We start from the raw sequence: 24,920 nt of genomic DNA on the forward strand, positions 1-24,920 counted from the left end.
GCGTCGGGGGCCTGTGGGCCGCTCGGATCGAGCGGCGCGGGTTACTGCTGCTGCTGCTGCTGCTGCTGCTGCTGCTGCTGAGGCGCCGGCGGTTCGCCCGTATTGCCGCCGGTGGCCGGTTGCGCCGGCGCCTGCGGCGCGCGCACTGGCGAGCCCATGGCCTGGAACAGCGCCGCCGTCTCGGTCAGGCGGGCATTGGCGTATTCCACTTCCCGCACCCGCGCCGCGACGTAATGCTGTTCGCTGGCGTACGCGGTGTAGGGCGCCAGCGCGCCCAGGCGCACGCGGTTGGCGGTGTTGCGGTGCGACTGCTCCGCCGACCGGCGCGAGGCCTCGGCCGACGCCAGCGCCTGCCCATCCGCATCCAGCTGCGCCAGCGTGTCGGCCACGTCGCGGAAGGCGGTCAGCACGGTCTGCTTGTATTGCAGCACCGCCGCTTCATAGCGGTCCTTGGCGGCGCTGCGCTCGGCTAGCAGCGCGCCGCCATGGAAGATCGGCTGCGTCAGCGACGCGCCCACCGCCCAGATCGAGCCCGCGCCCGACAGCGCCGCCGGCCAGCTGAAGCCGCCCTTGCCCATCGATGCCGACAGCGACAGGCTGGGGAACAGCTGCGCCGTGGCCACGCCGACGTCGGCCGCCGCCGCGCGCAGGACGGCCTCGGCGATGTGGATGTCGGGCCGCGCCGCCAGCAGTTCGGACGGCACCAGCACCGGCACTTCGCCGGGCACGGCGATCATGGCGAAGGCCAGGTCTGGCGGCGCCTGGTCGGGGCTGCGGCCCATCAGCACCGCCAGCGCGTGGCGGGTGGTCTGCCACTGCGCGCGCAGGCCCGGCAGCGAGGCCTCCAGCGTGGCGGCGTCCTGGTCGGCCTGCAGCGCGTCGTTCTGCGAGGCCGAGCCCAGTTCGTAGCGGCGCTGCGTGTCGCGCGCCACCTGGCGCGCCAGCACCACCTGCTTTTCGGTCAGCGCCACGCGCTCGGCCAGCGAGGCCGAGGTGATGGCGCCGGTGACGATGTTGCCGGCCAGCGAACGGCGCGCCGATTCCAGCTGGAACGCCTGCTGCTCGACGTGCGCCGCGCGCGACACGTTCTCGAAGCGCGCCGCGCCGAACAGGTCCAGGTCGTACTTGGCCTGGATCTGGCCGGTGAAGACGTTGTAGAGCGCGGTGGGTTCCGGCAGGTTCGGCATGGTCAGCGCGCGCTTGCGCGTGACGTCGCCGCCAGCGTCGACCGTAGGCATCAACGAAGAATTGACCTGCCCGCGCAATTGCTCGCGGGCGCCGGCCAGGTTGCGCTCGGCGGCGGCCAGGTCGGGGCTGTTGGCCAGGCCTTCTTCCACCATGGCGTTGAGCGCCTCGGAGCCGAAGCGTTTCCACCATTCGGGCACCGGGCCGGCGTCGCGCGCATAACGCTGCGCCACGCCCTGCGCCGGCGCGCCGGCGGCGGGCAGCGCCTCGACGCCGTATTGCGCGGGCTGCGCCATGGCCGGCGGCTTGCTGTCGGGGGCGAAGGCGCAGGCGCCCAGCGCCAGCAGCAGCGGCAGGGTGGCCAGGCGCCAGGCCGGGGTCGGGAGACGGAGGGACATCGTCAGGCTCCTCGTTCTACGTTGTCGCCGGCGTGGGCGCCGGGCGGCACGCCTTCGGGCTCCTCGCGCTCGTCGTGGCGCACGCGGAACCAGGCCGCGTACAGCGCGGGCAGGAAGAACAGCGTCAGCACCGTGGCGCTGGTGATGCCGCCCATCAGCGCGGTGGCCATGGGGCCGAAGAAGTTGCTGCGCAGCAGCGGGATCAGCGCCAGCACCGCGGCCGCCGCGGTCAGCGTGATGGGACGGAAGCGCCGCACCGTGGCGCCGACGATGGCGTCGACGCGCTTGTGGCCGGCGCTGATGTCCTGTTCGATCTGGTCGACCAGAATCACCGAGTTGCGCATGATGATGCCGAACATCGCGATCACGCCCAGCATGGCGACAAAGCCGAACGGCTTGCCGAACAGCAGCAGCGCGGCCACCACGCCGATCAGGCCGAGCGGCGCGGTCAGCACCACCATCAGCACGCGGGCGAAGCTTTGCAGCTGCACCATCAGCAGCGTCAGCACCGCCACGATCATGATCGGCATCTGCGCATTGATGGACGACTGGCCCTTGGCGCTTTCCTCGACCGGACCGCCGACCTCGATGCGGTAGCCGACGGGCAGTTCGGCGCGCAGCGCGTCCAGCTTCCTGTCGATGGCGTGGGTGACGTCGATGCCCTGCGCGCCGGCCTTGACGTCGGCCTGCACGGTGATGGTGGGCTGGCGGTCGCGTTCCCAGATCACGCCGTACTCCAGGCCGTAGCGCACGTGGCCCAGGCTGCCCAGCGGCACCGGGCCGTTGGGCGTGGGCATGGCCAGCGTGGCCAGGCGGCCCGGGTCGACGCGTTCGCTGTCGGGGGCGCGCAGGCTGACGTTGATCAGCTTGTCGCGTTCGCGGTACTGCGTCACGGTGTAGCCCGACAGCGTCATCGCCAGGAAGCTGGAGATGTCGTTCGAGCTTACGCCCACTTCGCGCGCCTTCTGCTGGTCGATGTCGAAGCGCACCGAGCGCTCGGACGGCTCGTCCCAGTCGAACTGCACGTTGACCGAGCGGCTGTCGGCGCGCACTTCGGCGGCCACCTTCTCGGCCACCTGGCGCACCTCGGGGATCTTGTCGCCGCTGACGCGGAACTGCACCTGGAAGCCCACCGGCGGGCCGTTCTCCAGCCGCGACAGGCGGCTGCGGATCGCCGGGAACTGCTCGTGCAGCACCGGTTCGAGCCAGTGCGCCAGTTTTTCGCGGTCTTCCACCGAGTTGGCGGTGATGACGATCTGCGCGAAGTTGGGCGTGGCCAGCTGCTGGTCCAGCGGCAGGTAGAAGCGCGGCGCGCCGGTGCCGACGAAGCTCACCGAATGGGCGATCTCGGGCCGGCCGTCCAGCACTTTTTCAAGCCGCTCGACCTGGCGCAGCGTGGCGGCGAACGAGGCGCCTTCCTGCAGCCGCACGTCCACCAGCAGCTCGGTGCGGTCCGAGCTGGGGAAGAACTGCTGCGGCACCAGGCCGAAGCCGACCATCGACACCACGAACAGCGCCACGGTCGCCAGCAGCACGCGCCAGCGGCGGTCCACGCACCACGCCACCCAGCCGCGCAGGCGCTGGTAGAAGCGGGTGTTGTAGATGTCGTGCTCGTGGTCATCGGGCAGGTGCGCCTCGCGCTTGCGCTCGGGCAGCATGCGATAACCCAGCAGCGGGATCAGCACCACCGCGGCGAACCACGAGGTGATCAGCGCGATCGCCGACACCTGGAAGATCGAACGGGTGTATTCGCCGGTGCTGGACTTGGCCAGCGCGATCGGCAGGAAGCCGGCCACCGTCACCAGCGTGCCGGTCAGCATCGGGAAGGCGGTGCTGGTGTAGGCGAAGGCGGCGGCGCGCGCGCGGCTCCAGCCCTGTTCCAGCTTCACCGCCATCATCTCGACCGCGATGATGGCGTCGTCCACCAGCAGGCCCAGCGCCAGCACCAGCGTGCCCAGCGAGACCTTGTGCAGGCCGATGCCGAACATGTCCATGAACAGCGCGGTCACCGCCAGCACCACCGGAATCGAGATCACCACCACCATGCCGGTGCGCAGGCCCAGCGACACCAGGCTGACGATCAGCACGATGGCCACGGCCTCGGCCACCGAGCGCAGGAACTCGTCCACCGAGAACGACACCGCCTTGGGCATGCTCGACACCTCGGTCAGCGTAAGGCCGGCGGGCAGCCGCGCCTTGAGTTCGCCGAACTTGGCGTCCAGGGCCTTGCCCAGGTGCACCACGTCCTGGCCGGGCTGCATGGTGATGCCGATGCCCAGCACCGGCTCGCCGCGCGTGCGCATCTGCTCGGCCGGGGGATCGTCATAGCCGCGGTGGATGGTGGCGATGTCGCCCAGCCGGATCGACTTGCCGTTGACGCGGATCAGCGTCTCGGCCAGCGCCCGGGTGTCCTGGAACTGGCCGCTGGGACGCACGAACACGCGGTCGTCGGCCGTGGTCAGGGTGCCGGCGCTGGCGACCGCGTTCTGGCTGTTGATGGCCTCGGCGATCTGCTGCGGCGACACGCCCAGCCGCGTCAGCTGCGTGTTGCTGATCTCGATATAGACGTGCTCGGGCTGCTCGCCGAAGTAATCGACCTTGGCCACGCCCGGCACGCGCAGCAGCACGGTGCGCAGGCTGTCGGCGTAGTCGCGCAATTGCGCCGGCGAGAAGCCGTCGCCCGCCAGGGTGTAGATGTTGGTGTAGACGTCGCCGAACTCGTCATTGAAGAACGGCCCCTGCACGCCCTGCGGCAGCGTCGCGCCGATGTCGCCGACCTTCTTGCGCACCTGGTACCACTCGTTGGCCACCTCGCTGGCCGGCGCCGAGTCCTTCATGGTGAAGAAGATCAGCGATTCGCCGGGACGCGAGTAGCTGCGCAGGAAGTCCGTGGATGGTGTTTCCTGCAATTTCTTGGCGATGCGGTCGGTGACCTGCTCCTGCACCTGCTGCGAGGTGGCGCCGGGCCACAGGGTCTTGATGACCATCACGCGGAACGTGAAGGGCGGGTCTTCGGACTGCGCCAGGCGCGAATACGACAGCACGCCGAACAGCGTCACCAGCGTGATCAGGAAGATCACCAGCGGCTGGTGCCGCAGCGCCCAGGCCGACAGGTTGAACTTGCCTTCCTCGTGGCGGTGCGCGGCGTTCTGATTCTCGGGAACCGGCGCGCTCATGATGCGAAGTCCTCGGGGTGCAGCGGCGGCACCGCGCGGACCTTCTCGCCGGCCGACACGGCGTGCACGCCTTGCCAGACCACGCGCTCGCCGGCCTGCACGCCCTGCGTCAGGGTGACGCTGCGGGCGTCGTAGCGCAGCACCTGCACGCGACGCAGTTCCAGCGTGTCTTCCTGCGGCTTGACGATCCAGACCGCCGGCTCGCCGTTGTCATGGAACAGCGCGGTCGCCGGCACCGTGTAGGTGGTGGCGCCGTTGGCCTGGCGGTTGTCGAAGCTGATGTTGGCGGTCATGCCCAGGCGCACCTCGGGCGAGGGCGACTCCAGCGTCAGCTTGGCGCGGTAGGTGCGGCTCTGCGGATCGGCCGCCGGGGCGATCTCGCGCAGTACGGCGCTGAAGGTCTGGCCGGGCAGCGGCGCCAGCGTGACGGTGGCGCGCTGGCCGATGGCCAGGCCCGCCAGCACGCTTTCGGGCACATCGCACAGGGCGTCGACGTCGCCTGCCCAGGCCAGGTTGTAGACCGCCTGGCCCGCCGCCACGTTCTGGCCGGTGTCGGCCTGCTCGGCGGTGATGACGCCGGCGTGGTCAGCGGCCAGGGTGGTGTAGTTGAGCTGGTCGGCCGACAGGGCCGCCTGCTGCGCCGCCTGGTCGCGCTGCGCCAGCGCCGAGGCGTAGGCGTTGCGGGTCTGTTCGAGCTGGTTGGCGGCGATCAGGTTTTCCCTGGACTGGGCGCGGTCGCGGTCCAGCTGCTGCTTGGCGTAGTCCAGCTGGTGCTGGGCGGCCGACAGCTGGGCGCGGGCGGCGGCGGCGTTCTTGGTGGCGTCGGCGGGGTCGAGCCTGGCGACCACCTGGCCCGGCTTGACCGTGTCGCCCAGCCGGACCTTGCGTTCGATGATCTTGCCGCCCACCCGGAACGACAGCGGCGTGCTGTAGCGCGCCTGCACTTCGCCGGGCAGGGTCCAGGCCGGCAGCGCCGAATCGGCCTTGGCCGGCATGGCCACCACCGGACGCGGCGGCGGCGGCTCGGCCTCCTTGCTGCCGCAGCCGGCCAGCGCCAGCGTCAGCGCCAGGGCGAGCGCGGGCCAGGGGCGGCGCAGGACAGGATGGGAGAGCGCCGCGGCATGGGCGGCGGGATTGCGCGCGGCGACGGGCGCGCAAGAACCTGAAGAATTCACGAAACACCTCGCGACGCGGGCAGGAGGGGGAAACGGGACGCGAGGCGGCAGGCCCTTGCAGGCCGGCGCGCGGCACCCTGGCAATCCGATACGGGATGGATTCTAATTCGGGTATGTATTCAAATACAAGTGTGAATCTGAAATCGTTCCAGATGATAGAATCGCCCCATGTCAAAAGTCCGCCTTACCCGAGAGCAAAGCCGCGACCAGACGCGCCAGCGTCTGCTCGATGCCGCGCAATCGATCTTCCTGACCAAGGGTTTCGTCGCCGCCAGCGTCGAGGACATCGCCGAGCTGGCCGGCTATACCCGCGGCGCCTTCTATTCCAATTTCGCCAGCAAGTCCGAACTGTTCCTGCAGCTGCTCAAGCGCGACCATGAAAACGTGATGAGCGACATGCGCGCCATCTTCGAGGCCGGCGAGACCCGCCAGCAGATGGAAGACAGCGTGCTGCACTACTACAGCAACCATTTCCGCGACAACGAGTGCTTCCTGCTGTGGATGGAAGCCAAGCTGCAGGCCGCCCGCGATCCCGAATTCCGCGTCGGCTTCATCGCCTGTATGGGCGAGCTGCGCGAAGCCACCACCGAATACATCCGCCAGTTCTCCGAGCGCGTCGGCACGCCCCTGCCGCTGCCCGCGCGCGAGCTGGCCATCGGCCTGCTGGCGCTGTCCGACGGCATGCAATTCAGCTTCGCCTTCGACCCGCAGAACGTCAGCGCCGAGACCACCGAATCGGTGCTGGCGGGGTTCTTCCGCCGCGTGGTATTCGGCGAACGCGACCCCGGCTAGGGCCGCCCGGCCCGACGGCGACCCGCGCGGCCGGCCCGGGCCCGGATGCCGGGCGCGGTGCGGCCATGCCACGCGGGCATTGTCACGGCCAGCGGCGGCATGATAGTAATAACGGCGGCGCGCCGGCTGGACTGAGGGGGCCAGCGCCGCAGCCTTTGGCATCCCTCGGGCGAAAGGAGCGGCAGCATGTCTTCAGAAACCCGACCATCCACCATCAACCGCCCGGTCTTCTATTCGGCGGCGCTGTTCACGCTGCTGCTGGTCGGCTTTGCCATCACGGCGCCCAGGACCGCGCAGAATCTGTTCGAATCGATCCAGGCCTGGATCCTGGGCAACGCCAGCTGGTTCTACATCCTGGTGGTCGCCATCATCCTGCTGTCGGTGGCGTTCCTGGCCATCAGCCGCTATGGCGACATCAAGCTGGGGCCCGATCACAGCGAGCCCGACTACCGCAACTTCACCTGGTTCGCCATGCTGTTCTCGGCGGGCATGGGCATCGGCCTGATGTTCTTCGGCGTGGCCGAGCCGGTCATGCACTTCATGTCGCCGCCGGTGGGCGAGGGCGCCACCGCGGCCGCCGCGCGCGAATCCATGAAGATCACCTTCTTCCATTGGGGCCTGCACGCCTGGGCCATCTACGCGGTGGTGGCGCTGACGCTGGCATTCTTCAGCTTCCGCCATGGCCTGCCGCTGACCCTGCGCTCGGCCCTGTACCCGCTGATCGGCAACCGCATCCACGGCCCCATCGGCCACGCGGTCGACGTGTTCGCCATCATCGGCACCGTGCTGGGCGTGGCGACCTCGCTGGGACTGGGCGTGGCGCAGATGAACAGCGGCCTGAACCACCTGTTCGGCATTCCCGTGGGCGTGATGCCGCAGATCATCCTGATCGTCATCACCTGCGGGCTGGCCACGCTGTCGGTGGCCAGCGGCCTGGACAAGGGCATCCGCATCCTGTCCGAGGCCAACATGGTGCTGGCGGTGATCCTGCTGCTGTTCGTGCTGGTGGCCGGCCCCACCGTGTTCCTGCTGCAGACCTTCGTGCAGAACACCGGCGCCTACCTGTCGGACATCGTCAACAAGACCTTCAACCTGTACGCCTACGAGCCGACCGACTGGATCGGCGGCTGGACCCTGTTCTACTGGGGCTGGTGGATCGCCTGGTCGCCGTTCGTGGGCCTGTTCATCGCCCGCATCTCGCGCGGCCGCACCATTCGCGAATTCGTCAGCGGCGTGCTGCTGGTGCCGGCCGGCTTCACGCTGTTCTGGATGACGGTGTTCGGCGATACCGCCATCCACTTCATTCTGGTCGACGGCATCAAGGGGTTCGCCGATACGGTCAAACAAGACAATTCGCTGGCGCTGTTCGCGTTCTTCGAGCTGCTGCCCTGGAGCAGCGTGATCTCGATCTTCGCCATCGCGATGGTGGCGGTGTTCTTCGTCACCTCGGCCGACTCGGGCGCGCTGGTGGTGGACCTGCTGGCCTCGGGCGGCGCCGACCGCACGCCGGTGTGGCAGCGCATCTTCTGGTCGCTGTCGATGGGCGCGGTGGCCATCGCGCTGCTGCTGGCCGACGGCCTGACGGCGTTGCAGACGGCCACCATCGCCAGCGCGCTGCCGTTCTCGATCATCCTGCTGCTGTCGTTGTGGGGGCTGTTCAAGGCGCTCAGGCTCGACGCCACCAAGCGCGGCATCCGCTACCAGTCGCTGACGCTGTCGCGCCCCGCGCGCGGTGGCCAGTCGTGGGAGCGGCGGCTGCGCAACATGGTCATGATGCCGCGCCGCGCCCACGTGCTGCGCTTCATCGCGGACGTGGTGACCCCGGCGCTGGAGGACGTGGCCGATGAACTGCGCAAGCAGGGCTACGCCGTCGCGGTCAAGGAAAGCGACGGCGAGGGCGGGGTGGTGCTGGAGGTGAACCACGGCGAACACCTGGACTTCTTCTATTCGGTGCGGCCGCAGGCCTTCGTGCGGCCCAGCCTGACGCCCGAAGAGGCCGCCGACGAGGAAGAGCGCAAGTACTTCCGCGCCGAGGTCCACCTGCGCGAGGGCGGACAGGACTACGACATCATGGGCTGGAGCCGCGACGCCGTCATCGGCGACATCCTCGACCAGTACGAACGCCACCGCCACTACCTGCACATGGTGCGCACGTAGCCCTGGCGTTGCGCCCTGGGCGCAAGCCTGTTTCCCCGCAAACCGCCGGCCTTCGCCGGCGTTTTTTTTGGCCATTTCCCGCCGATAGGTTTTCTCAATCCTAAACATTACTTTAGGTTTTTTGACTTCGTCCGATTTTTCAAGGATTATCCAAGCCATTCCTTTGATAAATAGTGAGAGAGTCATGAAGGCGAAATCAGGCGCATGGGCGGCCGGGGTGCTGGCCCTGGCGGTAGTGGCGGGGGGCGGGCTGTACTGGAAATTCGGCGGCGCGTCGCACAATGGCGGCTGGGCCATGGCGCCGGCCAAGGTGGCGGTGGCGCCCGTGTTGCAGGCGGATTTCCCGGCGGCGCTGTCGGGCATCGCCTCGCTCGAGGCGACCCGGCAGGTGCTGGTGCCGGCCGAAGTCGACGGCCGGGTGGCGCAGATCCTGTTCACCCCCGGCGAGCGGGTGCGCGCCGGGCAGCTGCTGGTGCAGCTGAACGACGCGCCCGAGCAGGGCGAACTGGCGCGGCTGCAGGCCCAGGCCAGGAACGCCCGGGCGCTGCTGGAACGCACCCGCCGCCTGGTGCCGCAGCAGGCGGCCACGCGCGAGCAGCTGGACCAGGCCCAGGCCGACTACGACCAGGCCGCCGGCGAGATCAAGCGGATCCAGGCCCTGATCGAGCAGAAGCGCATCAAGGCCCCGTTCGACGGCGTGCTCGGCGTGCGCCGGGTCAACCTGGGCCAGTTCGCCCGCGCCGGCGATCCGCTGGTGTCGCTGACCGACGCGGCCAGCGTCTACGCCAACATCACGCTGCCCGAGCAGGCGCTGGGCGCGCTGCGCGCCGGCCAGCCGGTGACCGTGACGGTCGACGCCCACGCCGGCCGGGTCTTCGACGGCACCGTCACCACCATCGAACCGCAGGTCGACCCGGGCTCGCGCACCGTGCGGGTGCAGGCCACGCTGGCCAACGCCGACGGCGCGCTCGCGGCCGGCATGTTCGCCCATGGCCAGGTGGTGCTGCCGCCGCGGCCCGGCGTGCTGACCGTGCCAGAAACCGCCATCAGCTACAGCGCCTATGGCGACTCGGTCTACGTGGTGACGCCGCCCAAGGGCGGCGAGGCGTCGGCGCCGCCGACCGTGACCCAGGCCTACGTGCAGACCGCCGAGCGCGTGCGCGGCCGGGTGGTGGTGACCAAGGGCCTCAAGCCGGGCGACCGCGTGGTGACCTCGGGCCAGCTGCGCCTGCACAACGGCGCACCCGTCGAGATCAGCGCCCAGGACACCGTGGCGCTGGACGCCGCGCCGCAATCCGTGGCGCAAGCCCGCTGAACCCGCGGAGCCGATCATGAAGTTCACCGATCTGTTCGTCCGCCGGCCGGTGCTGGCGCTGGTGGTCAGCACGCTGCTGCTGTTGCTCGGGCTGCGCGCCCTGAGCGGCCTGCCGATCCGCCAGTACCCGCTGACCGAAAGCACCACCATCACCATCACCACGCAGTACCCGGGCGCCTCGCCCGACCTGATGCAGGGCTTCGTCACCCAGCCGATCGCGCAATCCGTCGCCACCGTCGAGGGCATCGACTACCTGTCGTCGTCCTCGACCCAGGGGCGCAGCGTGATCACGGTGCGCATGAAGCTCAATGCCGATTCCAACAAGGCCATGACCGAGGTCATGGCCAAGGTCAACGAAGTCAAATACCGCCTGCCGCAGGACGCCTACGACCCGGTGTTGGTCAAGTCCGCCGGCGAGGCCACCGCCGTGGCCTACGTGGGGTTCTCCAGTTCCACCATGTCGCTGCCGGCGCTGACCGACTACCTGTCGCGCGTGGTGCAGCCGCAGCTGTCGTCCATCGACGGCGTGGCCAGCGTGGAGCTGTATGGCGGCCAGAAGCTGGCGATGCGCGTCTGGCTCGACCCCGACCGGCTGGCCGCGCGCGGCATCTCGGCCGGCGAACTGGCCGAGGCCCTGCGCCAGAACAACGTGCAGGCGGCGCCCGGCCAGGCCAAGGGCCTGTACGTGGTGTCCAACATCAAGGTCAACACCGACCTGGTCAACGTGGCCGAGTTCCGCGACATGGTCATCAAGCGCGAGGGCGACGCCATCGTGCGCCTGGGTGACGTGGCCACGGTTGAACTGGGCGCGGCCTCGACCGACTCCAGCGGCCTGATGGATGGCGAGCCGGCCGTGTATTTCGGCCTGAACGCCACGCCGGTCGGCAACCCGCTGGTGATCGTCAAGCGCCTGAACGAACTGCTGCCCAACATCAAGCAGAACCTGCCGCCCGGCACCAGCGTGCAAGTGCCGTTCGAGCTGGCGCGCTTCATCAGCGCCTCGATCGACGGCGTGGTGCACACGCTGATGGAAGCCATCGTCATCGTGGTGGCGGTGATTTTCCTGTGCCTGGGCTCGCTGCGCGCGGTGCTGATCCCGGTGGTCACCATTCCGCTGTCGATGCTGGGCGGCGCGGCCATCATGGCGCTGTTCGGCTTCAGCGTGAACCTGCTGACGCTGCTGGCCATGGTGCTGGCCATCGGCCTGGTGGTGGACGACGCCATCGTGGTGGTCGAGAACGTGCACCGCCATATCGAGGAAGGCAAGTCGCCGGTGCGCGCGGCCCTGATCGGCGCGCGCGAAGTGGCCGGCCCGGTGATCGCCATGACCATCACGCTGGCTGCGGTGTACGCGCCGATCGGGCTGATGGGCGGGCTGACCGGTTCGCTGTTCAAGGAATTCGCCTTCACGCTGGCGGGGGCGGTGGTGGTGTCGGGCGTGATCGCGCTGACGCTGTCGCCGGTGATGAGTTCGTTCCTGCTCAACAGCCAGGTGTCCGAAGGCTGGATGGCGCGCCGCGCCGAGCATTTCTTCGGCCGCCTGGGCGAGGCCTACGGCCGGCTGCTGGATGTGTCGCTGCACCATCGCTGGGTCACCGGCCTGCTGGCGGTGGCGGTGATGGCCAGCCTGCCGTTCCTGTACAACGCCGCCCAGCGCGAGCTGGCGCCGGTCGAGGACCAGTCCACCGTGCTCACCGCGATCAAGTCGCCGCAGCACGCCAACATCGACTACGTCGAGAAATTCGGCAAGAAGTGGGACGACGTGATGGCGACGCTGCCCGAACAGAAGGGCCGCTGGCTGATCAACGGCTCGGACGGCGTGTCCAACAGCATCGGCGGCGTCGACTTCGTCGACTGGCACGAGCGCAAGCGCTCGGCCGACCAGATCCAGGCCGACATGCAGTCGATGGTCAACCAGATCGAGGGCAGCAACATCTTCGCCTTCCAGCTGCCGCCGCTGCCCGGCTCGACCGGCGGCCTGCCGGTGCAGATGGTCATCATGAGCGCGGCCGACTACCCGGTGGTCTACGAGGCCATGGAAAACCTGAAGCAGGCGGCGCGCGCCAGCGGCCTCTTCATGGTGGTCGACAGCGACCTGGACTACAACAACCCGGTGGTGCAGCTGAAGGTGGACCGCGCCAAGGCCAACAGCCTGGGCGTCACCATGAAGGCGGTGGGGGACACACTGGCGGTGCTGGTGGGCGAGAACTACATCAACCGCTTCGGCATGGATGGCCGCTCGTACGACGTGATCCCGCAGAGCCTGCGCGAGCAGCGCATCTCGCCCGAATCGCTGGCGCGGTACTACGTCAAGAGCGCCAGCGGCGCGCAGGTGCCGCTGTCGAACATCGTGTCGGTGTCGATGGGCGTCGAGCCCAACAAGCTGACCCAGTTCAACCAGCTCAACGCCGCCACCTTCCAGGCCATCCCGATGCCGGGCGTGACCATGGGCGACGCGGTGCAGTTCCTGACGCGCCAGGCGCAGCAGCTGCCGGCCGGCTTCAGCTATGACTGGCAATCGGACGCGCGCCAGTTCAGCCAGGAAGGCTCGGCGCTGATGATCACCTTCATCTTCGCCATCATCGTCATCTACCTGGTGCTGGCGGCGCAGTACGAAAGCCTGCGCGACCCGTTCATCATCCTGGTGAGCGTGCCGCTGTCGATCTGCGGCGCGCTGATCCCGCTGGCGCTGGGCATGGCGACCATCAACATCTACACCCAGATCGGGCTGGTGACGCTGATCGGGCTGATCAGCAAGCACGGCATCCTGATGGTGGAGTTCGCCAACGAGATGCAGGTCAGCCACGGCCTGGACCGGCGCAGCGCGATGGAACACGCCGCCCGCATCCGCCTGCGCCCCATCCTGATGACCACCGCCGCCATGGTGGTGGGCCTGATTCCGCTGCTGTTCGCCAGCGGCGCCGGCGCCCACAGCCGTTACAGCCTGGGGCTGGTGATCGTGGTCGGCATGCTGGTCGGCACGCTCTTCACGCTGTTCGTGCTGCCCACCGTCTACACCGTGCTGGCGCGCGATCACCGCGCCGCCAACGACACGCCGCGCGCCCGCGAACTGGCGCAGGCGCAGGCCGAGGACGCGCCGCCGCTCGCGACGTCGCAGCCGGCCGCCACGCATTGAGGAATCTCATGAAACATCCCGACCTCTCCAAACGTCTGCGCCGCGGCGCCACGGTGCTGCTGGCCGCGCTGGCCACCGCCGGCTGCGCCGTGGGCCCCGACTACCAGAAACCCCAGGCCGCGCCGGTGGCGCTGGCCAGCCCCGAGCAGGCGCTGTTCTCCACCGACCGGCTGCAGCAGGACTGGTGGAAGCAGCTGCAGGACCCGCAACTGGACCGGCTGATCACGCTGGCGCTGCAACGCAACCATGACATCCGTATCGCCCAGGCCCGCCTGGCCGAGTCGCGCGCGGTGCTGGACGAGAAGGAACTCGACCAGTTCCCCACCGTGACGCTGGGAGGCCGCTTCGAGCGCAGCCTGTCGCAGGCCAATCCCGGCGTGGCGGGCGAGCGCAACCTGGCCAAGAGTTATCGCGCCGGCTTCGACGCCACCTGGGAGATCGACCTGTTCGGCCGCCTGCGCCGCGCGGCCGAGGGCGCGGCGGCGCGTAGCGAAGCCCAGGCCGCCGACCTGGCGCAGGCCCGCATCGTGGTGGTGGCCGAGGTGGCGCGCAACTACTTCGAGCTGCGCGGCGCCGAGCAACGCCTGGCGGTGGCGCGCGCCAACCTGGACAGCCAGCGCGACAGCCTGCGCGTGATCCAGGCCATGGTGTCGGCCGGCCGCGGCGACGAGGGCGACCTGGCCAGCGCCCGCGCCGAACTCGAAACCGTGCAGGCCAGCGTGCCGCTGCAGGAAACCGCCCGGCGCCTGGCGCTGTACCGCCTGGCGGTGCTGGCCGGCCTGCGCCCGGTGGAACTGGGCGAACTGGACGCGGCCACGCCGCAGCCGCCGCTGGCGGCGCGCCTGCCGATCGGCGACGTCGGCGCCTTGCTGTCGCGCCGTCCCGACATCCGGGCGGCCGAGCGCAACATGGCGGCGGCCAATGCCGACGTGGGCGTGGCCACCGCCGAGCTGTATCCCCGCATCGACCTGGGCGGTTTCCTCGGCTTCGTGGCCTTGCGCGGGGCCGATTTCGGCAGCGCCTCCAGCCGCGCCTTCAGCGTGGCGCCCGGCGTCAACTGGCCGGCCTTCCACCTGCCGACCGCGCTGGCCCGCAAGCGCGCCGCCCAGGCGCGTTCGCAGGGCGAGGTGGCGCGCTATGAGCAGACCGTGCTGCAGGCGGTCGAGGAACTGGAGGGGGCGCTGACGCAGTACGGCCAGACCCAGCAGCGGCTCGGCAACCTGGCGCAGGCGGCCGGCCACAGCGGCCGCGCGGCGGAGCTGGCGCGCCTGCGCTACCGTGAAGGCAGCGCGCCGTACCTGACGGTGCTGGACGCGCAGCGCACGCAACTGCGGGCGCAGGATGCGGTGGCGCAGGCCGAAACGGCTTCCTATACCAGCCTGGTCGCCCTCTACAAGGCGCTGGGCGGCGGCTGGGAGGCTCAATCCGTGGCACCATAGGGGCTTGGCGCCTTTCCCACTTTCCATGTCCGACGACAGCCTGTCCCATCCCATTTCCTGGCAACCGCACCAGCCGGCGGACCGCGTGCTCATGACGCTCAAGACGCGCGGCCCGCAGTCGGTCGCGGTCATCGCCAAGGCGCTCGACGTCACGGCCGAGGCGGTGCGCCAGCAGATGGCGCGCCTGCACGCGGACGGCCTGGTGGATTCGGAAAGCCGCAGCGCCGGGCGCGGCCGGCCCACGCAGATCTGGTTCCTGACCGATGCCGGCAACCGGCGCTTCCCCGACACGCACGCCGACATGACGGTGCAGATGATCAACGCCGTGCGCCAGGTGTTCGGCGACGATGGCGTGGACAAGCTGATCTCGGTGCGCGAGGCCGCCATGTTGGCCACCTACCGGCAGGCGCTGGAAGGCGCCCGCGATCTGCCGCAGCGGCTCGAATGCCTGGCGCGGGTGCGCTCGGCCGAGGGTTACATGGCCGAGATGCGCCGCGACGGCGACGACTTCCTGTTCATCGAGAACCACTGCCCCATCTGTGCGGCGGCCCAGGCCTGTATGGGCTTTTGCCGCAGCGAGCTGGAACTGTTCCGGCAGGTGCTGGGCGAGGGCGTGCGGGTCGAGCGCGAAGAGCACATCCTGCTGGGCGCGCGCCGCTGCGCCTACCGCGTCAGCGCGCGCGCCTGACCCGCCAGGGCGGCGCGTCCCGCATCACCGCCCAATGGCCCGGTGGCGTCAGGACGCTGGCGATGCGCCGTCGTCCCAGCCGCCCAGGGCCTTGTACAGATCCACCGCATTGACCAGCCGGCGCTGCTGCAGCCGGATGTATTCCTGCTCCGACTCGAACAGGCTGCGCTGGGCCTCCAGCATCTCCAGGTAGTTCGCCACCCCGCGCGCATAGCGCCGCTCGGCCAGCCGCTGGCGCTCGCGGTCGGCGTCGCGCACCTTGCGCTGGGCCTCGATCTGGTCGCGCAGCGCGTCGCGCGCCGACAGGGCGTCGGCCACGTCGCGGAACGCCGCCTGGATGCTGCCCTCGTACTGCGCCACCGCGATGTGCTTGCGGGTCTCGGCCAGCGACAGGTTGGCGCGGTTGCGGCCGGCGTTGAAGATCGGCAGCGTCAGGCGCGGCGCGAAGCTCCAGCCGCCGGTGCCGCCGCTGAACAGGTCAGAGAAGCGGTCGGCGGTGGTGCCGATGTCCGTGGTCAGCTGCACCGACGGGAAGAACGCCGCGCGCGCCGCGCCGATGTCGGCGTTGGCCGCGCGCAGCGCCTGTTCCGCCTGGCGCAGGTCGGGGCGGCGCGTCAGCAGCTCGGACGGCAGGCCAGCCGCCAGCGGCGTCAGCGCCTGGCTTTCGAGCGGCGTCGCATCGACGCCGACCGGCAGGGTGAAGTCGCCCGCCAGCAGGCCCAGCGCATGCCGCGCCAGGCTGGCCTCGCGGGTCAGCTCGGCGCGCGTGGCGCGCGAGCTTTCCACCAGCATCTGCGCGGTGCGCAGGCCGATGGCGGTCTCCAGCCCGACGTCATAACGGCGCTGGGTCAGCTTGAGCGAGGCCTCGCGCAGCGCCAGGGTGCTGTCGGTCAGGCGCAACTGCTCGGCCAGCGAACGCTGGTTGAAGTAGGCGGTGGCGGTTTCCGCCACCAGCGCCAGCGTCGCGGCGCGGTGCGCCTCTTCGCTCGCCAGGTAGCGCGCCAACGCCGCATCCGACAGGCTCCGCACCCGGCCGAAGAAATCCAGCTCGAACGCGGTGATGCCGACCGCGGCGCGGTAGCGGTTGGCCACCGGCATGCGCGGCTGGCCCGGCTCGGTGGCGCGGCCGCGGCTGAATTCGCCGCGGGCGTCGATCGACGGCAGGCGTTCCGAGTGCTGCACGCCGTACAGCGCGCGCGCCTCTTCGATGCGCAATGCCGCCACCCGCAGGTCGCGGTTGTTGGCCAGCGCGGCCGTGATCCAGGCCTGCAGCGCCGGGTCGTTGAAATAGGCGCGCCATTCCTGCGGCGCGGCCGCCTGGCCGGGCTGCGCCGGCGTGTCGTATTGCGCCGGCACCGGCGCCGCGGGGCGCTCATGAGTCGGCGCCAGCGAGCAGCCGGACAGGGCCAGCGCCAGCAGGGTCATTGCCACGGGTTTCATGGCGTCGTCTCCAGCGATTCGCGGCCCTCGGGGCGCGCGGGGCGGGCGCGCATGCCGACCATGCGCCCCACGATGAGAAAGAACAGCGGCACCAGGAACACCGCCAGCACGGTCGCGGTGATGATCCCGCCCAACACGCCGGTGCCGATGGCGGCCTGCGCGCCCGAGGCGGCGCCGCTGGCCAGCGCCAGCGGCAGCACGCCCACGCCGAACGCCAGCGAGGTCATTACGATCGGCCGCAGCCGCAGCCGCGCCGCCTCCAGCGTGGCCGACAGGATGCCCTGGCCATCACGCACCAGGTCCTTGGCCACCTCGACGATCAGGATCGCGTTCTTGGCCGACAGGCCGATGGTGGCGATCAGGCCGACCTTGAAGTAGATGTCGTTGGGCATGCCGCGCACCGTCACGCCCAGCAGCGCGCCGATCACGCCCAGCGGCACCACCAGGATCACGGCCAGCGGAATCGACCAGCTTTCATACAGCGCCGCCAGCGCCAGGAACACGATCAGCACCGACAGCGCGAACAGCACCGGCGCCTGGTTGCCGGACAGCCGCTCTTCGTACGACTGGCCCGACCAGTCGAAGCCGATGCCGCGCGGCAGCTCGGCCGCCAGCGTTTCCATGGCGCGCATGGCCTCGCCGCTGCTGTGGCCCGGCGCCGCCGAGCCGTTGATGGTGAACGACGGGAAGCCGTTGTAGCGGTTCAGCTGCGGCGGGCCCATCGACCATTTCAGCGTGGCGAACGCCGACAGGGGCACCATCTGGCCCTGCAGGTTGCGCACGTGCAGGCGCGAGATGTCGTCCACGTCCACGCGGCGCTTGCCGTCGGCCTGCACCGTCACGCGCCGCACCTGGCCGTTGAGCATGAAGTCGCCGATGTACTCCGAGCCATACATCACCGCCAGCGCGGTGTTGATCTCGTCGATCGGCACGCCCATGGCCTGCGCCTTGTCGCGGTCGACGCGCAATTGCAACTGCGGCGCCTCTTCCTGGCCGGCGAACACCACGTCCGTCAGCGCGGGATGCTCGGCCGCCTTGGCCAGCAGCTTCTGGCGCGCCTGCGTCAGGGCTTCATAACCCAGGCCGCCGCGGTCCTGCAGCCGGAAGTCGAAGCCCGAGGTCGAGCCCAGGTCCGGCAGCGGCGGCGAGTTGAGCGCGAACACCATCAGGTTCTTGCGATCCGCGAATGCCTTGTTGATGCGCTTGACCACCGCATCGACGTGCAGCGAAGCGTCGCGCCGCTCCTGCCAGTCCTTGAGCGTGACGAAGAACATGGCGGAGTTCGGCCCGCTGCCGTACTGGCTGAAGCCGTTGACCGAGTACACGTACTGCACCGGCTCGTGCTCCATCATGTAGCGCTCGACGTCCTTGACCACCGCCATGGTCTCGGCCTGCGGCGACCCCTGCGGCAGGATCACCATGGCCATGAAGCTGCCCTGGTCCTCGTCCGGCAGGAACGACGACGGCAGGCGCGCGAACAGCAGCGCCGCCACGCCGATCACCAGCGCGTAGGCCAGCCCGAAGCGCACCGGCCGCGCCAGCACGCCGGCCACGCGCGCCGTATAGCGCGTGGTCAGGCGCGCGAAGGCGCGGTTGAACCAGCCGAAGAAGCCGCGCTTCTCGTGGTGGCCCGCCGGGATCGGCTTGAGCAGGCTGGCGCACAGCGCCGGCGTCAGCGACAGCGCCAGGAAGGCCGAGAAGGCGATCGACACCGCCAGCGTCACGGCGAACTGGCGGTAGATGTTGCCCACCGCGCCGTCGAAGAACGCCATCGGCACGAACACCGACACCAGCACCACCGTGATGCCGACGATGGCGCCGCTGATCTGGCCCATGGCCTTGACCGTGGCGTCATGCGGCGACAGGCCTTCCTCGGCCATGATGCGCTCGACGTTCTCGACCACCACGATGGCGTCGTCCACCAGAATGCCGATGGCCAGCACCATGCCGAACATCGTCAGCACGTTGATCGAATAGCCCAGTCCCAGCATCACCCCCAGCGTGCCCAGCAGCGCCACCGGCACCACCAGCGTCGGGATCAGCGTGGCGCGCAGGTTCTGCATGAACAGGTACATCACGCAGAACACCAGCGCCACCGCCTCCAGCAGCGTCATCAGCACCTTCTTGATCGAGATCTCGACGAAGGTGGACGTTTCATACGGAATGTCCCAGCTCACGCCCGGCGGGAAGTACTGCGCCAGCTCGCGCATGGTCTCGCGGATGCGGCGGGTGGTCTCGACCGCGTTCGAGCCGGGCGCCAGCTTGATGCCCAGGCCGGTGCCGGTCAGGCCGTTGACGCGCGACAGGTACATGTAGTCGGTGCCGCCCAGCTCCACCCGCGCCACGTCCTTCAGGCGCAGCGTGGCGCCGCCCGGCAGCGCCCGCAGTGGGATGTTGGCGAACTGCTCCGGCGTGTGCAGCGACTCGCCGGCCACGATGCTGGCGTTCAGCGGCGCGTCCTTCGGCACGGCCTGGTTGCCCAGTTCGCCGATGGTGACGCGCGCGTTGTGGCTGCGCAAGGCCGAGACGATGTCGCCCGGCGTCAGCGACAGGGCGGTGAGCTTGACCGGGTCCGGCCAGATGCGCATCGCCGCTTCCGCGCCGAACAGCTGCACCTTGCCCACGCCCTCGACCCGCCGCAGCGCCTGCAGCACGTTGGAGGCGGCCAGTTCGCCCAGCTGCATGTCGTCCAGGCTGCCGTCGGACTTCAGCGACACCACCAGCTGGATGTTGTCGGCCGCCTTTTCCACCCGCACGCCGTCGCGCCGCACCGATTCGGGCAGGCGCGGCTCGACCGCCTTCAGCCGGTTCTGCACTTCCACCGCCGCGATGTCGGGGTTGGTGCCCTGCTTGAAGGTCAGGTTGATGCTGGCCCAGCCGGTCGAATCGCTGCTGGACGAGGTGTACATCAGGCCCGGGGCGCCGTTCATCTCGCGTTCGATGATGGCGGTGACGGCTTCCTCGACCACCTTGGCCGAAGCGCCGGGATAGCTGGCGCCGATGTTGACGACGGGCGGAGCGATGTCCGGATACTGCGCCACCGGCAGCGCGCGGATCGACAACAGGCCGACCAGCGCGATGAGCAGCGAGATCACCCACGCGAAAACGGGGCGATCGATAAAGAAACGCGCCATGGCGGTTTACCTTTTTTCGTTATTTCCCGCGGTCGCCGCGGGCGCGCTCGGCGCGGCCCGCTCGACCGGTTTGATTTTCTGGCCCGGGGCCAGCTGCGCGGCGTTTTCCACCACCACGCGTTCGCCGCCCGCCAGCCCCTCGGTGACGACCCAGTTCGGGCCCAGCAGCCGGTGCGCCGCCACCGGCACGCGGCGCAGTTCGCCGTCATCGCCGGCCACCAGCAGGTGCGCGCCGTCGGCGTTGCGCAGCAGGGCGTTGCGCGGCACCAGGTAGGTGTCGCGGTTGACCGCCTGCTCCAGCCGCACTCGCACGTACATGCCCGGCAGCAGTTCGCGTCCCGGGTTGTCGAACAGCGCGCGCATGGTCACGTTGTCGGTGCCGGGATCGACCGCCAGGTCGGCGAACGACAGCGTGCCGCCCTGGCCGTACTCGGAACCGTCCGGCAACAGCAGGCGCACCCGCATCTTGTCGGGCGCGACGCCCTGCAGGGCGCCGGCGCGGATCTGCTTCTGCAGCTGCATGACCTCGGCCGCGGGCTGCGAGAAGTTGACGTAGATCGGGTCGAGCTGCTGCACCACCGTCAGCGGCGTGGCCTGGCCTTCGCCCACCAGCGCGCCCTCGGTGACCAGCGCGCGGCGCGCGCGGCCGTCGATCGGCGAGGTGACGCGGGCGTATTCCAGCCGCAGCCTGGCGCTTTGCAGGTTGGCCTTGGCCAGCGCCACGTCGGCGCGGGCCTGGCGCTCCTCGGCCACGCTTTCGGCGTGGTCGCGTTCGCTGATGGCGCGGTCCGACACCAGGTCGGCGTAGCGGCGCAGCTTGTCGGCGGCGGCCGACAGGTTGGCCTGGGCGCGCGCCAGCGAGGCGGCCTCCGAATCGTAGGCGGCCTGCAGCGGCGCCGGGTCGATCTGGAACAGCGGCGTGCCGCGCGTCACTTCCTGGCCTTCCTCATACAGGCGGCGGGTCACGATGCCGGCCACGCGGGCGCGGACCTCGGCTTCGCGATAGGGCTCCAGCCGGCCGGGCAGTTCGCTGGCGACGGCGGTGGGGGTGGCCTTGGCCACGATGACGCCGACTTCGGCGGGGGCCTTGGCGGCTTCGGGGGTTTCCTGCTTCGAGCATGCGGAAACGAGAACCAGTACGGATGCGAATGCGAGCGTTCTGAGGGGAACTCGGTGCGTCATTTTTTAAAAATTATTGTGAGGCGCCCGTTGCGGGCGAGAGAGGGAAAGTCGCGGGTTTTCCCTGTGGGGTCGGCAGTCTATCATTTAATCCATCATGCTTGATTAATTGTTTTGTTCGAAAGTATGCTGGCGTCTGCATACTTCTTTACAGTGCGCAGCCGGCGGCCCCCGCAAGACGGGCCGCCGTTTTCATATCGCCCGTTCCCGTTCCCTCAACCCCTGTTTCTCAAGGAGATCCCTGTATGGCCCGCAAGACGAAAGAAGAATCCCAACGCACCCGCGACCGCATCCTGGACGCCGCCGAGCACGTGTTCCTGTCCAGGGGCGTGGCCAGCACCACCATGAGCGATATCGCCGATTTCGCGGGCGTGTCCCGGGGCGCCGTCTACGGCCACTACAAGAACAAGATCGACGTCTGCATCGCCATGTGCGACCGGGCCCTGGGGGAAGCGGTGTCGCTGACCCGCGTGTCGACCGATGGCGAGGCGCTGGAAGCGCTCTATGCCTCGATGCGCCAGTACGTGCAGATCTACGCCGAGGAGGGCTCGGTGCAGCGCGTGCTGGAAATCCTCTACCTGAAATGCGAGCGCAGCGACGAGAACGCGCCGCTGCTGCGCCGCCGCGACCTGTGGGAGCGCCACGCGCTGCGCACGTCCGAAAAGCTGCTGCGCGCCGCCGTCAGCCGCGAGGACCTGCCGCCCGCGCTCGACGTGCGCCTGTCCAATGTCTACCTGCACTCCCTGGTCGAGGGCGTGTTCGGCACGATCTGCTGGTCCGATCGCCTCAAGGGCGATATCTGGCCGCGCGTCGAGCGCATGCTCCGCGCCGCCATCGACACGCTGCGCCTGTCGCCGCAACTGCGCTTGCCGCAGGCCGCCTGACCCCGTCGACGCGGACGCCGCCGCCATGGCCGTCCGCGTGGCCATGCCGCGCCGGGGGGATCCGCGCGCCCCTACAATCCGGGCATGACCCTCAAGCAACTCGAAGCCTTCTATTGGGCCGCCACCTGCGCCAGTTTCGCCGTGGCGGCCGAGCGGCTGCACCTGTCGGTGTCGTCGCTGTCCAAGCGCATCGCCGAACTCGAGGACGCGCTGGGCCAGCCGCTGTTCGACCGCAGCGGCCACAAGGCGGTCCTGACCGACGCCGGCCAGCGGCTGCTGCCGCAGGCGCGCGAGCTGCTGGCCGCCGCCGACCGGATCCGCGCCTCGCTGGCCGAGACGCCGGGCCTGCGCGGCCGCTGCCGTTTCGGCGTGGGCGAGCTGACCGCGCTGACCTGGCTGCCGCGCCTGATCGGCGTGGTGCGCGCCGCCTATCCCGACCTGGTGCTGGAGCCCTATGTGGATATCGGCCAGGTGCTGGAGCAGCGGGTGGCCGACGGCGAGCTGGACTTCGCCGTCATCGCCGGGCGCTCCTCGCGCCCCAACATCGCTTCCACGCCGATCGGCGAAGCCGCGTTCGCCTGGGCCGCGGCGCCGGCCGCGCTGGCGGGCGCGACCCGCATGGCGCCCGACCTGCTGGCGCGGCTGCCGCTGGTGACCCTGCCGGCGGGCGCGGGCACCACCCGCATCGTCGACGACTGGCTGGCCGGACGCGACGTGGCCGGCGAACGGCTCTGCTGCAACAACTGGGGCGCCATCGCCGGCCTGCTGATCGAGGGCACCGGCGTGGGGCTGCTGCCCAGCCATTGGGCGCGGGCGCTGCAGGACGAGGGCAGCCTGCGGGTGCTGGCGTGCGACCCGGCGCCGGCGGCCTTGCCGTATTCCTTCCAGTACCGCCGCGACGACACCCGGCCGCTGGTCGGCAAGCTGCGCGAAGCCGTGCTGGCGGCGGTCGACTTCTCGGCGCCTTGCCGCCTGCCTTGAGACCGCGCGTCGGGCCCGCCGCGCAACGGCGCGCGGGCGACCTGTCCGCAAGGCGGTCGCCGCGGGGGCGTTTGGGTCGCTGACAGCCGCCGCTCTATACAATCGTGCCGCGCCTGGCGCAGAATCCAAACAAGAACGTGCGCAACGGGGGGATGGGCCCGGCGATGCAGCACGGCTCGGGGTCTGTTCCCTCACTGCCAGGCGGCGCGCCGCCCGGCGCGCGGGGAAGCAGGCCGCCTGAATCGACGGAGATCATTCATGCGTAAACTTTGCCTCGCCATGGCCATGGCGGGAATGCTGGCCAGCGGGCTGGCCCACGCCCAATCGACCCTGCGGGTCGGCCTGCAGGACGACCCGGACGTGCTCGATCCGACCCGCGCCCGCACCTTCGTCGGCCGCATCGTGTTCGCTTCGCTGTGCGACAAGCTGGTCGACATCACGCCGGACCTGAAGTTCGTGCCGCAGCTGGCCCAGTCCTGGAGCACCAGCCCGGACAACAAGACGCTGACCTTCAAGCTGCGCACCGACGCCGTGTTCCATGACGGCACGCCGATCGACGCCGCCGCGGTCAAGGCCAACCTGGATCGCGCCCGCACGCTGCCCGACAGCAACCGCAAGAGCGAACTGGCCACCGTGGCCAGCGTCGACGCGCCCGACGCCAGCACCGTGGTGCTGCACCTGTCCGAGCCCGACGCCTCGCTGCTGTCGCAGCTGTCCGACCGCGCCGGCATGATGATCTCGCCCGCCTCGTTCGACAAGGATCCCGGCGGCAAGCCGGTGTGCTCCGGCCCGTACCAGTTCAAGGAACGGGTGCAGAACGACCGCATCGTGCTTGAGAAATTTCCCAAGTATTGGGACGCCGCCAACTATCACTTCGACCGTGTCGTCTTTACGCCGATCCCCGACAACACCGTGCGCCTGAACAACCTGCGCGCCGGCGACCTCGACATCATTGAGCGCGTGGCGCCCAGCGACGCCAAGGCGGTCAAGGACGACGCCAACCTGCGCCTGGCCCCGGTCACCGGCCTGGGCTTCCAGTCGATCTCGGTCAACCTGGGCAACGGCGCGCGCGCCAACAATCCGCTGGCCAAGGACAAGCGCGTGCGCCAGGCGCTCGACCTCGCCATCGACCGCGACGTGCTCAACCAGGTCATCGGCGAAGGCCAGTACCAGCCGGCCTACCAGCCGTTCCCGCCGGCCAGCTTCGCCTACAACAAGTCGTTCGAGCACGCCGGCCGCGATCCCAAGAAGGCCCAGGCCCTGCTCAAGGAAGCGGGCTTCGACCGCGTCAAGTTCGAGATCACCTTCGGCAACAACACCACCATGCAGCAGGTCTTCGAGCTGGTGCAGGCCATGGGCGCGGAGGCCGGTTTCGACATCACCCTGCGTCCCGTCGAGTTCGCCTCGCTGCAATCGTCGCTGGCGCGCGGTGACTTCGAGGTGGGCCAGAGCGGCTGGTCGGGCCGGGTCGATCCCAGCGGCAACATCCACCAGTACCTCAGCTGCAAGGGCAACCTGAACGACGGCAAGTTCTGCGACCCCGAGGCCGACAAGCTGCTCAACGACGCCCGCGCCGAGCCGGACACCGCCAAGCGCCGCGCCATGTACGACAAGGTGCTGTCGGTGATGCAGGACCAGCGTCCCATCGTCTACCTGTTCTACCTGCCGTGGACCTTCGGCACGCAGAAGAAGCTGGAAGGCTTCGTGCCGTATCCCGATGGCCTGATCCGCCTGAAGGGCGTCAGCCTCGCCAGGAAGTAGGCATCAAGCCAGACGCGGGACCCGGTTGCGGGTCCCGTTTTTACTTATCTTGCGGCCACCGGCCTGCGCGCCGTCCGCAA

15 protein-coding genes are annotated in these 24,920 nt (G+C 69.6%); 9 read left to right on the plus strand and 6 right to left on the minus strand.

From position 1 onward, the window contains the following. Nucleotides 1-41 precede the first annotated feature (41 nt). Genes AOZ53_RS02570 through AOZ53_RS02580 form a run of 3 tightly spaced genes read right to left on the minus strand, consistent with a single transcriptional unit; the run spans nucleotide 42 to nucleotide 5,934 of the window. Complete coding sequence (locus AOZ53_RS02570; RefSeq protein ID WP_054486759.1) at nucleotides 42-1,583, minus strand: efflux transporter outer membrane subunit; 1,542 nt, start codon at nucleotides 1,581-1,583, stop codon at nucleotides 42-44. Between the two features lie 2 nt (nucleotides 1,584-1,585). Further along, complete coding sequence (locus AOZ53_RS02575; RefSeq protein ID WP_054486761.1) at nucleotides 1,586-4,759, minus strand: efflux RND transporter permease subunit; 3,174 nt, start codon at nucleotides 4,757-4,759, stop codon at nucleotides 1,586-1,588. Continuing rightward, nucleotides 4,756-5,934 (minus strand): efflux RND transporter periplasmic adaptor subunit, encoded by a 1,179-nt coding sequence (locus tag AOZ53_RS02580; RefSeq protein ID WP_369816778.1) that lies wholly within the window; start codon nucleotides 5,932-5,934, stop codon nucleotides 4,756-4,758. The genes AOZ53_RS02575 and AOZ53_RS02580 overlap by 4 nt, the downstream gene beginning before the upstream one ends. Before the next feature lie 168 nt (nucleotides 5,935-6,102). On the opposite strand from AOZ53_RS02580, the gene AOZ53_RS02585 reads away from it, so the two are divergent. The 6 genes from AOZ53_RS02585 (at nucleotide 6,103) to AOZ53_RS02610 (ending at nucleotide 15,461) form a co-directional block, all read left to right on the plus strand. Further along, nucleotides 6,103-6,726 (plus strand): TetR/AcrR family transcriptional regulator, encoded by a 624-nt coding sequence (locus AOZ53_RS02585; RefSeq protein ID WP_054429673.1) that lies wholly within the window; start codon nucleotides 6,103-6,105, stop codon nucleotides 6,724-6,726. A gap of 186 nt (nucleotides 6,727-6,912) precedes the next feature. Next, entirely contained in the window at nucleotides 6,913-8,883 is a 1,971-nt protein-coding gene (locus tag AOZ53_RS02590) for a BCCT family transporter (RefSeq protein WP_054429672.1), read from the plus strand. Nucleotides 8,884-9,067: 184 nt separating this feature from the next. Further along, nucleotides 9,068-10,198 carry an efflux RND transporter periplasmic adaptor subunit gene (locus tag AOZ53_RS02595; RefSeq protein ID WP_054486763.1) on the plus strand — a complete coding sequence of 377 codons (1,131 nt, stop codon included), beginning with the start codon at nucleotides 9,068-9,070 and terminating at the stop codon, nucleotides 10,196-10,198. Between the two features lie 16 nt (nucleotides 10,199-10,214). Continuing rightward, entirely contained in the window at nucleotides 10,215-13,334 is a 3,120-nt protein-coding gene (locus AOZ53_RS02600; protein WP_054486765.1) for a MexW/MexI family multidrug efflux RND transporter permease subunit, read from the plus strand. A gap of 8 nt (nucleotides 13,335-13,342) precedes the next feature. Further along, on the plus strand, nucleotides 13,343-14,773 hold the full coding sequence (locus AOZ53_RS02605) for an efflux transporter outer membrane subunit (protein ID WP_054486768.1): 1,431 nt from the start codon (nucleotides 13,343-13,345) through the stop codon (nucleotides 14,771-14,773). A 25-nt stretch (nucleotides 14,774-14,798) separates the two neighbouring features. After that, nucleotides 14,799-15,461 (plus strand): helix-turn-helix transcriptional regulator, encoded by a 663-nt coding sequence (locus tag AOZ53_RS02610; RefSeq protein ID WP_054486771.1) that lies wholly within the window; start codon nucleotides 14,799-14,801, stop codon nucleotides 15,459-15,461. 48 nt (nucleotides 15,462-15,509) lie between these two features. On the opposite strand, the gene oprZ is transcribed toward AOZ53_RS02610, so the two are convergent. From oprZ to axyX, 3 genes are read right to left on the minus strand one after another with little or no spacing between them, the layout of a single operon-like run. After that, nucleotides 15,510-16,901, minus strand: coding sequence for a multidrug efflux RND transporter outer membrane subunit OprZ (oprZ, locus tag AOZ53_RS02615; RefSeq protein ID WP_054486772.1), 1,392 nt, complete (start codon nucleotides 16,899-16,901; stop codon nucleotides 15,510-15,512). Next, on the minus strand, nucleotides 16,898-20,035 hold the full coding sequence (gene axyY, locus AOZ53_RS02620) for a multidrug efflux RND transporter permease subunit AxyY (RefSeq protein ID WP_054486774.1): 3,138 nt from the start codon (nucleotides 20,033-20,035) through the stop codon (nucleotides 16,898-16,900). Before axyY ends, oprZ begins: the two co-directional genes overlap by 4 nt. Before the next feature lie 6 nt (nucleotides 20,036-20,041). Next, nucleotides 20,042-21,217 carry a multidrug efflux RND transporter periplasmic adaptor subunit AxyX gene (gene axyX, locus AOZ53_RS02625; protein WP_054486776.1) on the minus strand — a complete coding sequence of 392 codons (1,176 nt, stop codon included), beginning with the start codon at nucleotides 21,215-21,217 and terminating at the stop codon, nucleotides 20,042-20,044. A 242-nt stretch (nucleotides 21,218-21,459) separates the two neighbouring features. On the opposite strand from axyX, the gene axyZ reads away from it, so the two are divergent. The 3 genes from axyZ (at nucleotide 21,460) to AOZ53_RS02640 (ending at nucleotide 24,840) form a co-directional block, all read left to right on the plus strand. Next, nucleotides 21,460-22,098 carry a multidrug efflux transcriptional repressor AxyZ gene (gene axyZ, locus AOZ53_RS02630; protein ID WP_054429664.1) on the plus strand — a complete coding sequence of 213 codons (639 nt, stop codon included), beginning with the start codon at nucleotides 21,460-21,462 and terminating at the stop codon, nucleotides 22,096-22,098. 84 nt (nucleotides 22,099-22,182) lie between these two features. After that, entirely contained in the window at nucleotides 22,183-23,079 is an 897-nt protein-coding gene (locus AOZ53_RS02635) for a LysR family transcriptional regulator (protein ID WP_054486778.1), read from the plus strand. Between the two features lie 258 nt (nucleotides 23,080-23,337). Further along, complete coding sequence (locus AOZ53_RS02640) at nucleotides 23,338-24,840, plus strand: ABC transporter substrate-binding protein (RefSeq protein ID WP_054429662.1); 1,503 nt, start codon at nucleotides 23,338-23,340, stop codon at nucleotides 24,838-24,840. Nucleotides 24,841-24,920 lie beyond the last annotated feature (80 nt).

It is taken from the genome of Achromobacter sp. 2789STDY5608621 (assembly GCF_001299375.1).
Classification (GTDB): Bacteria; Pseudomonadota; Gammaproteobacteria; order Burkholderiales; family Burkholderiaceae_B; genus Achromobacter; species Achromobacter insuavis.

Excerpts from the sequence above, each read along its gene's own strand:
- AOZ53_RS02570 (WP_054486759.1), bottom strand. The coding sequence starts at position 1,583 with ATGTCCCTCCGTCTCCCGACCCCGGCCTGGCGCCTGGCCACCCTGCCG.
- AOZ53_RS02575 (WP_054486761.1), bottom strand. The coding sequence starts at position 4,759 with ATGAGCGCGCCGGTTCCCGAGAATCAGAACGCCGCGCACCGCCACGAG.
- AOZ53_RS02585 (WP_054429673.1), top strand. The coding sequence starts at position 6,103 with ATGTCAAAAGTCCGCCTTACCCGAGAGCAAAGCCGCGACCAGACGCGC.
- AOZ53_RS02590 (WP_054429672.1), top strand. The coding sequence starts at position 6,913 with ATGTCTTCAGAAACCCGACCATCCACCATCAACCGCCCGGTCTTCTAT.
- AOZ53_RS02595 (WP_054486763.1), top strand. The coding sequence starts at position 9,068 with ATGAAGGCGAAATCAGGCGCATGGGCGGCCGGGGTGCTGGCCCTGGCG.
- AOZ53_RS02600 (WP_054486765.1), top strand. The coding sequence starts at position 10,215 with ATGAAGTTCACCGATCTGTTCGTCCGCCGGCCGGTGCTGGCGCTGGTG.
- AOZ53_RS02605 (WP_054486768.1), top strand. The coding sequence starts at position 13,343 with ATGAAACATCCCGACCTCTCCAAACGTCTGCGCCGCGGCGCCACGGTG.
- AOZ53_RS02610 (WP_054486771.1), top strand. The coding sequence starts at position 14,799 with ATGTCCGACGACAGCCTGTCCCATCCCATTTCCTGGCAACCGCACCAG.
- oprZ (WP_054486772.1), bottom strand. The coding sequence starts at position 16,901 with ATGAAACCCGTGGCAATGACCCTGCTGGCGCTGGCCCTGTCCGGCTGC.
- axyY (WP_054486774.1), bottom strand. The coding sequence starts at position 20,035 with ATGGCGCGTTTCTTTATCGATCGCCCCGTTTTCGCGTGGGTGATCTCG.
- axyX (WP_054486776.1), bottom strand. The coding sequence starts at position 21,217 with ATGACGCACCGAGTTCCCCTCAGAACGCTCGCATTCGCATCCGTACTG.
- axyZ (WP_054429664.1), top strand. The coding sequence starts at position 21,460 with ATGGCCCGCAAGACGAAAGAAGAATCCCAACGCACCCGCGACCGCATC.
- AOZ53_RS02635 (WP_054486778.1), top strand. The coding sequence starts at position 22,183 with ATGACCCTCAAGCAACTCGAAGCCTTCTATTGGGCCGCCACCTGCGCC.
- AOZ53_RS02640 (WP_054429662.1), top strand. The coding sequence starts at position 23,338 with ATGCGTAAACTTTGCCTCGCCATGGCCATGGCGGGAATGCTGGCCAGC.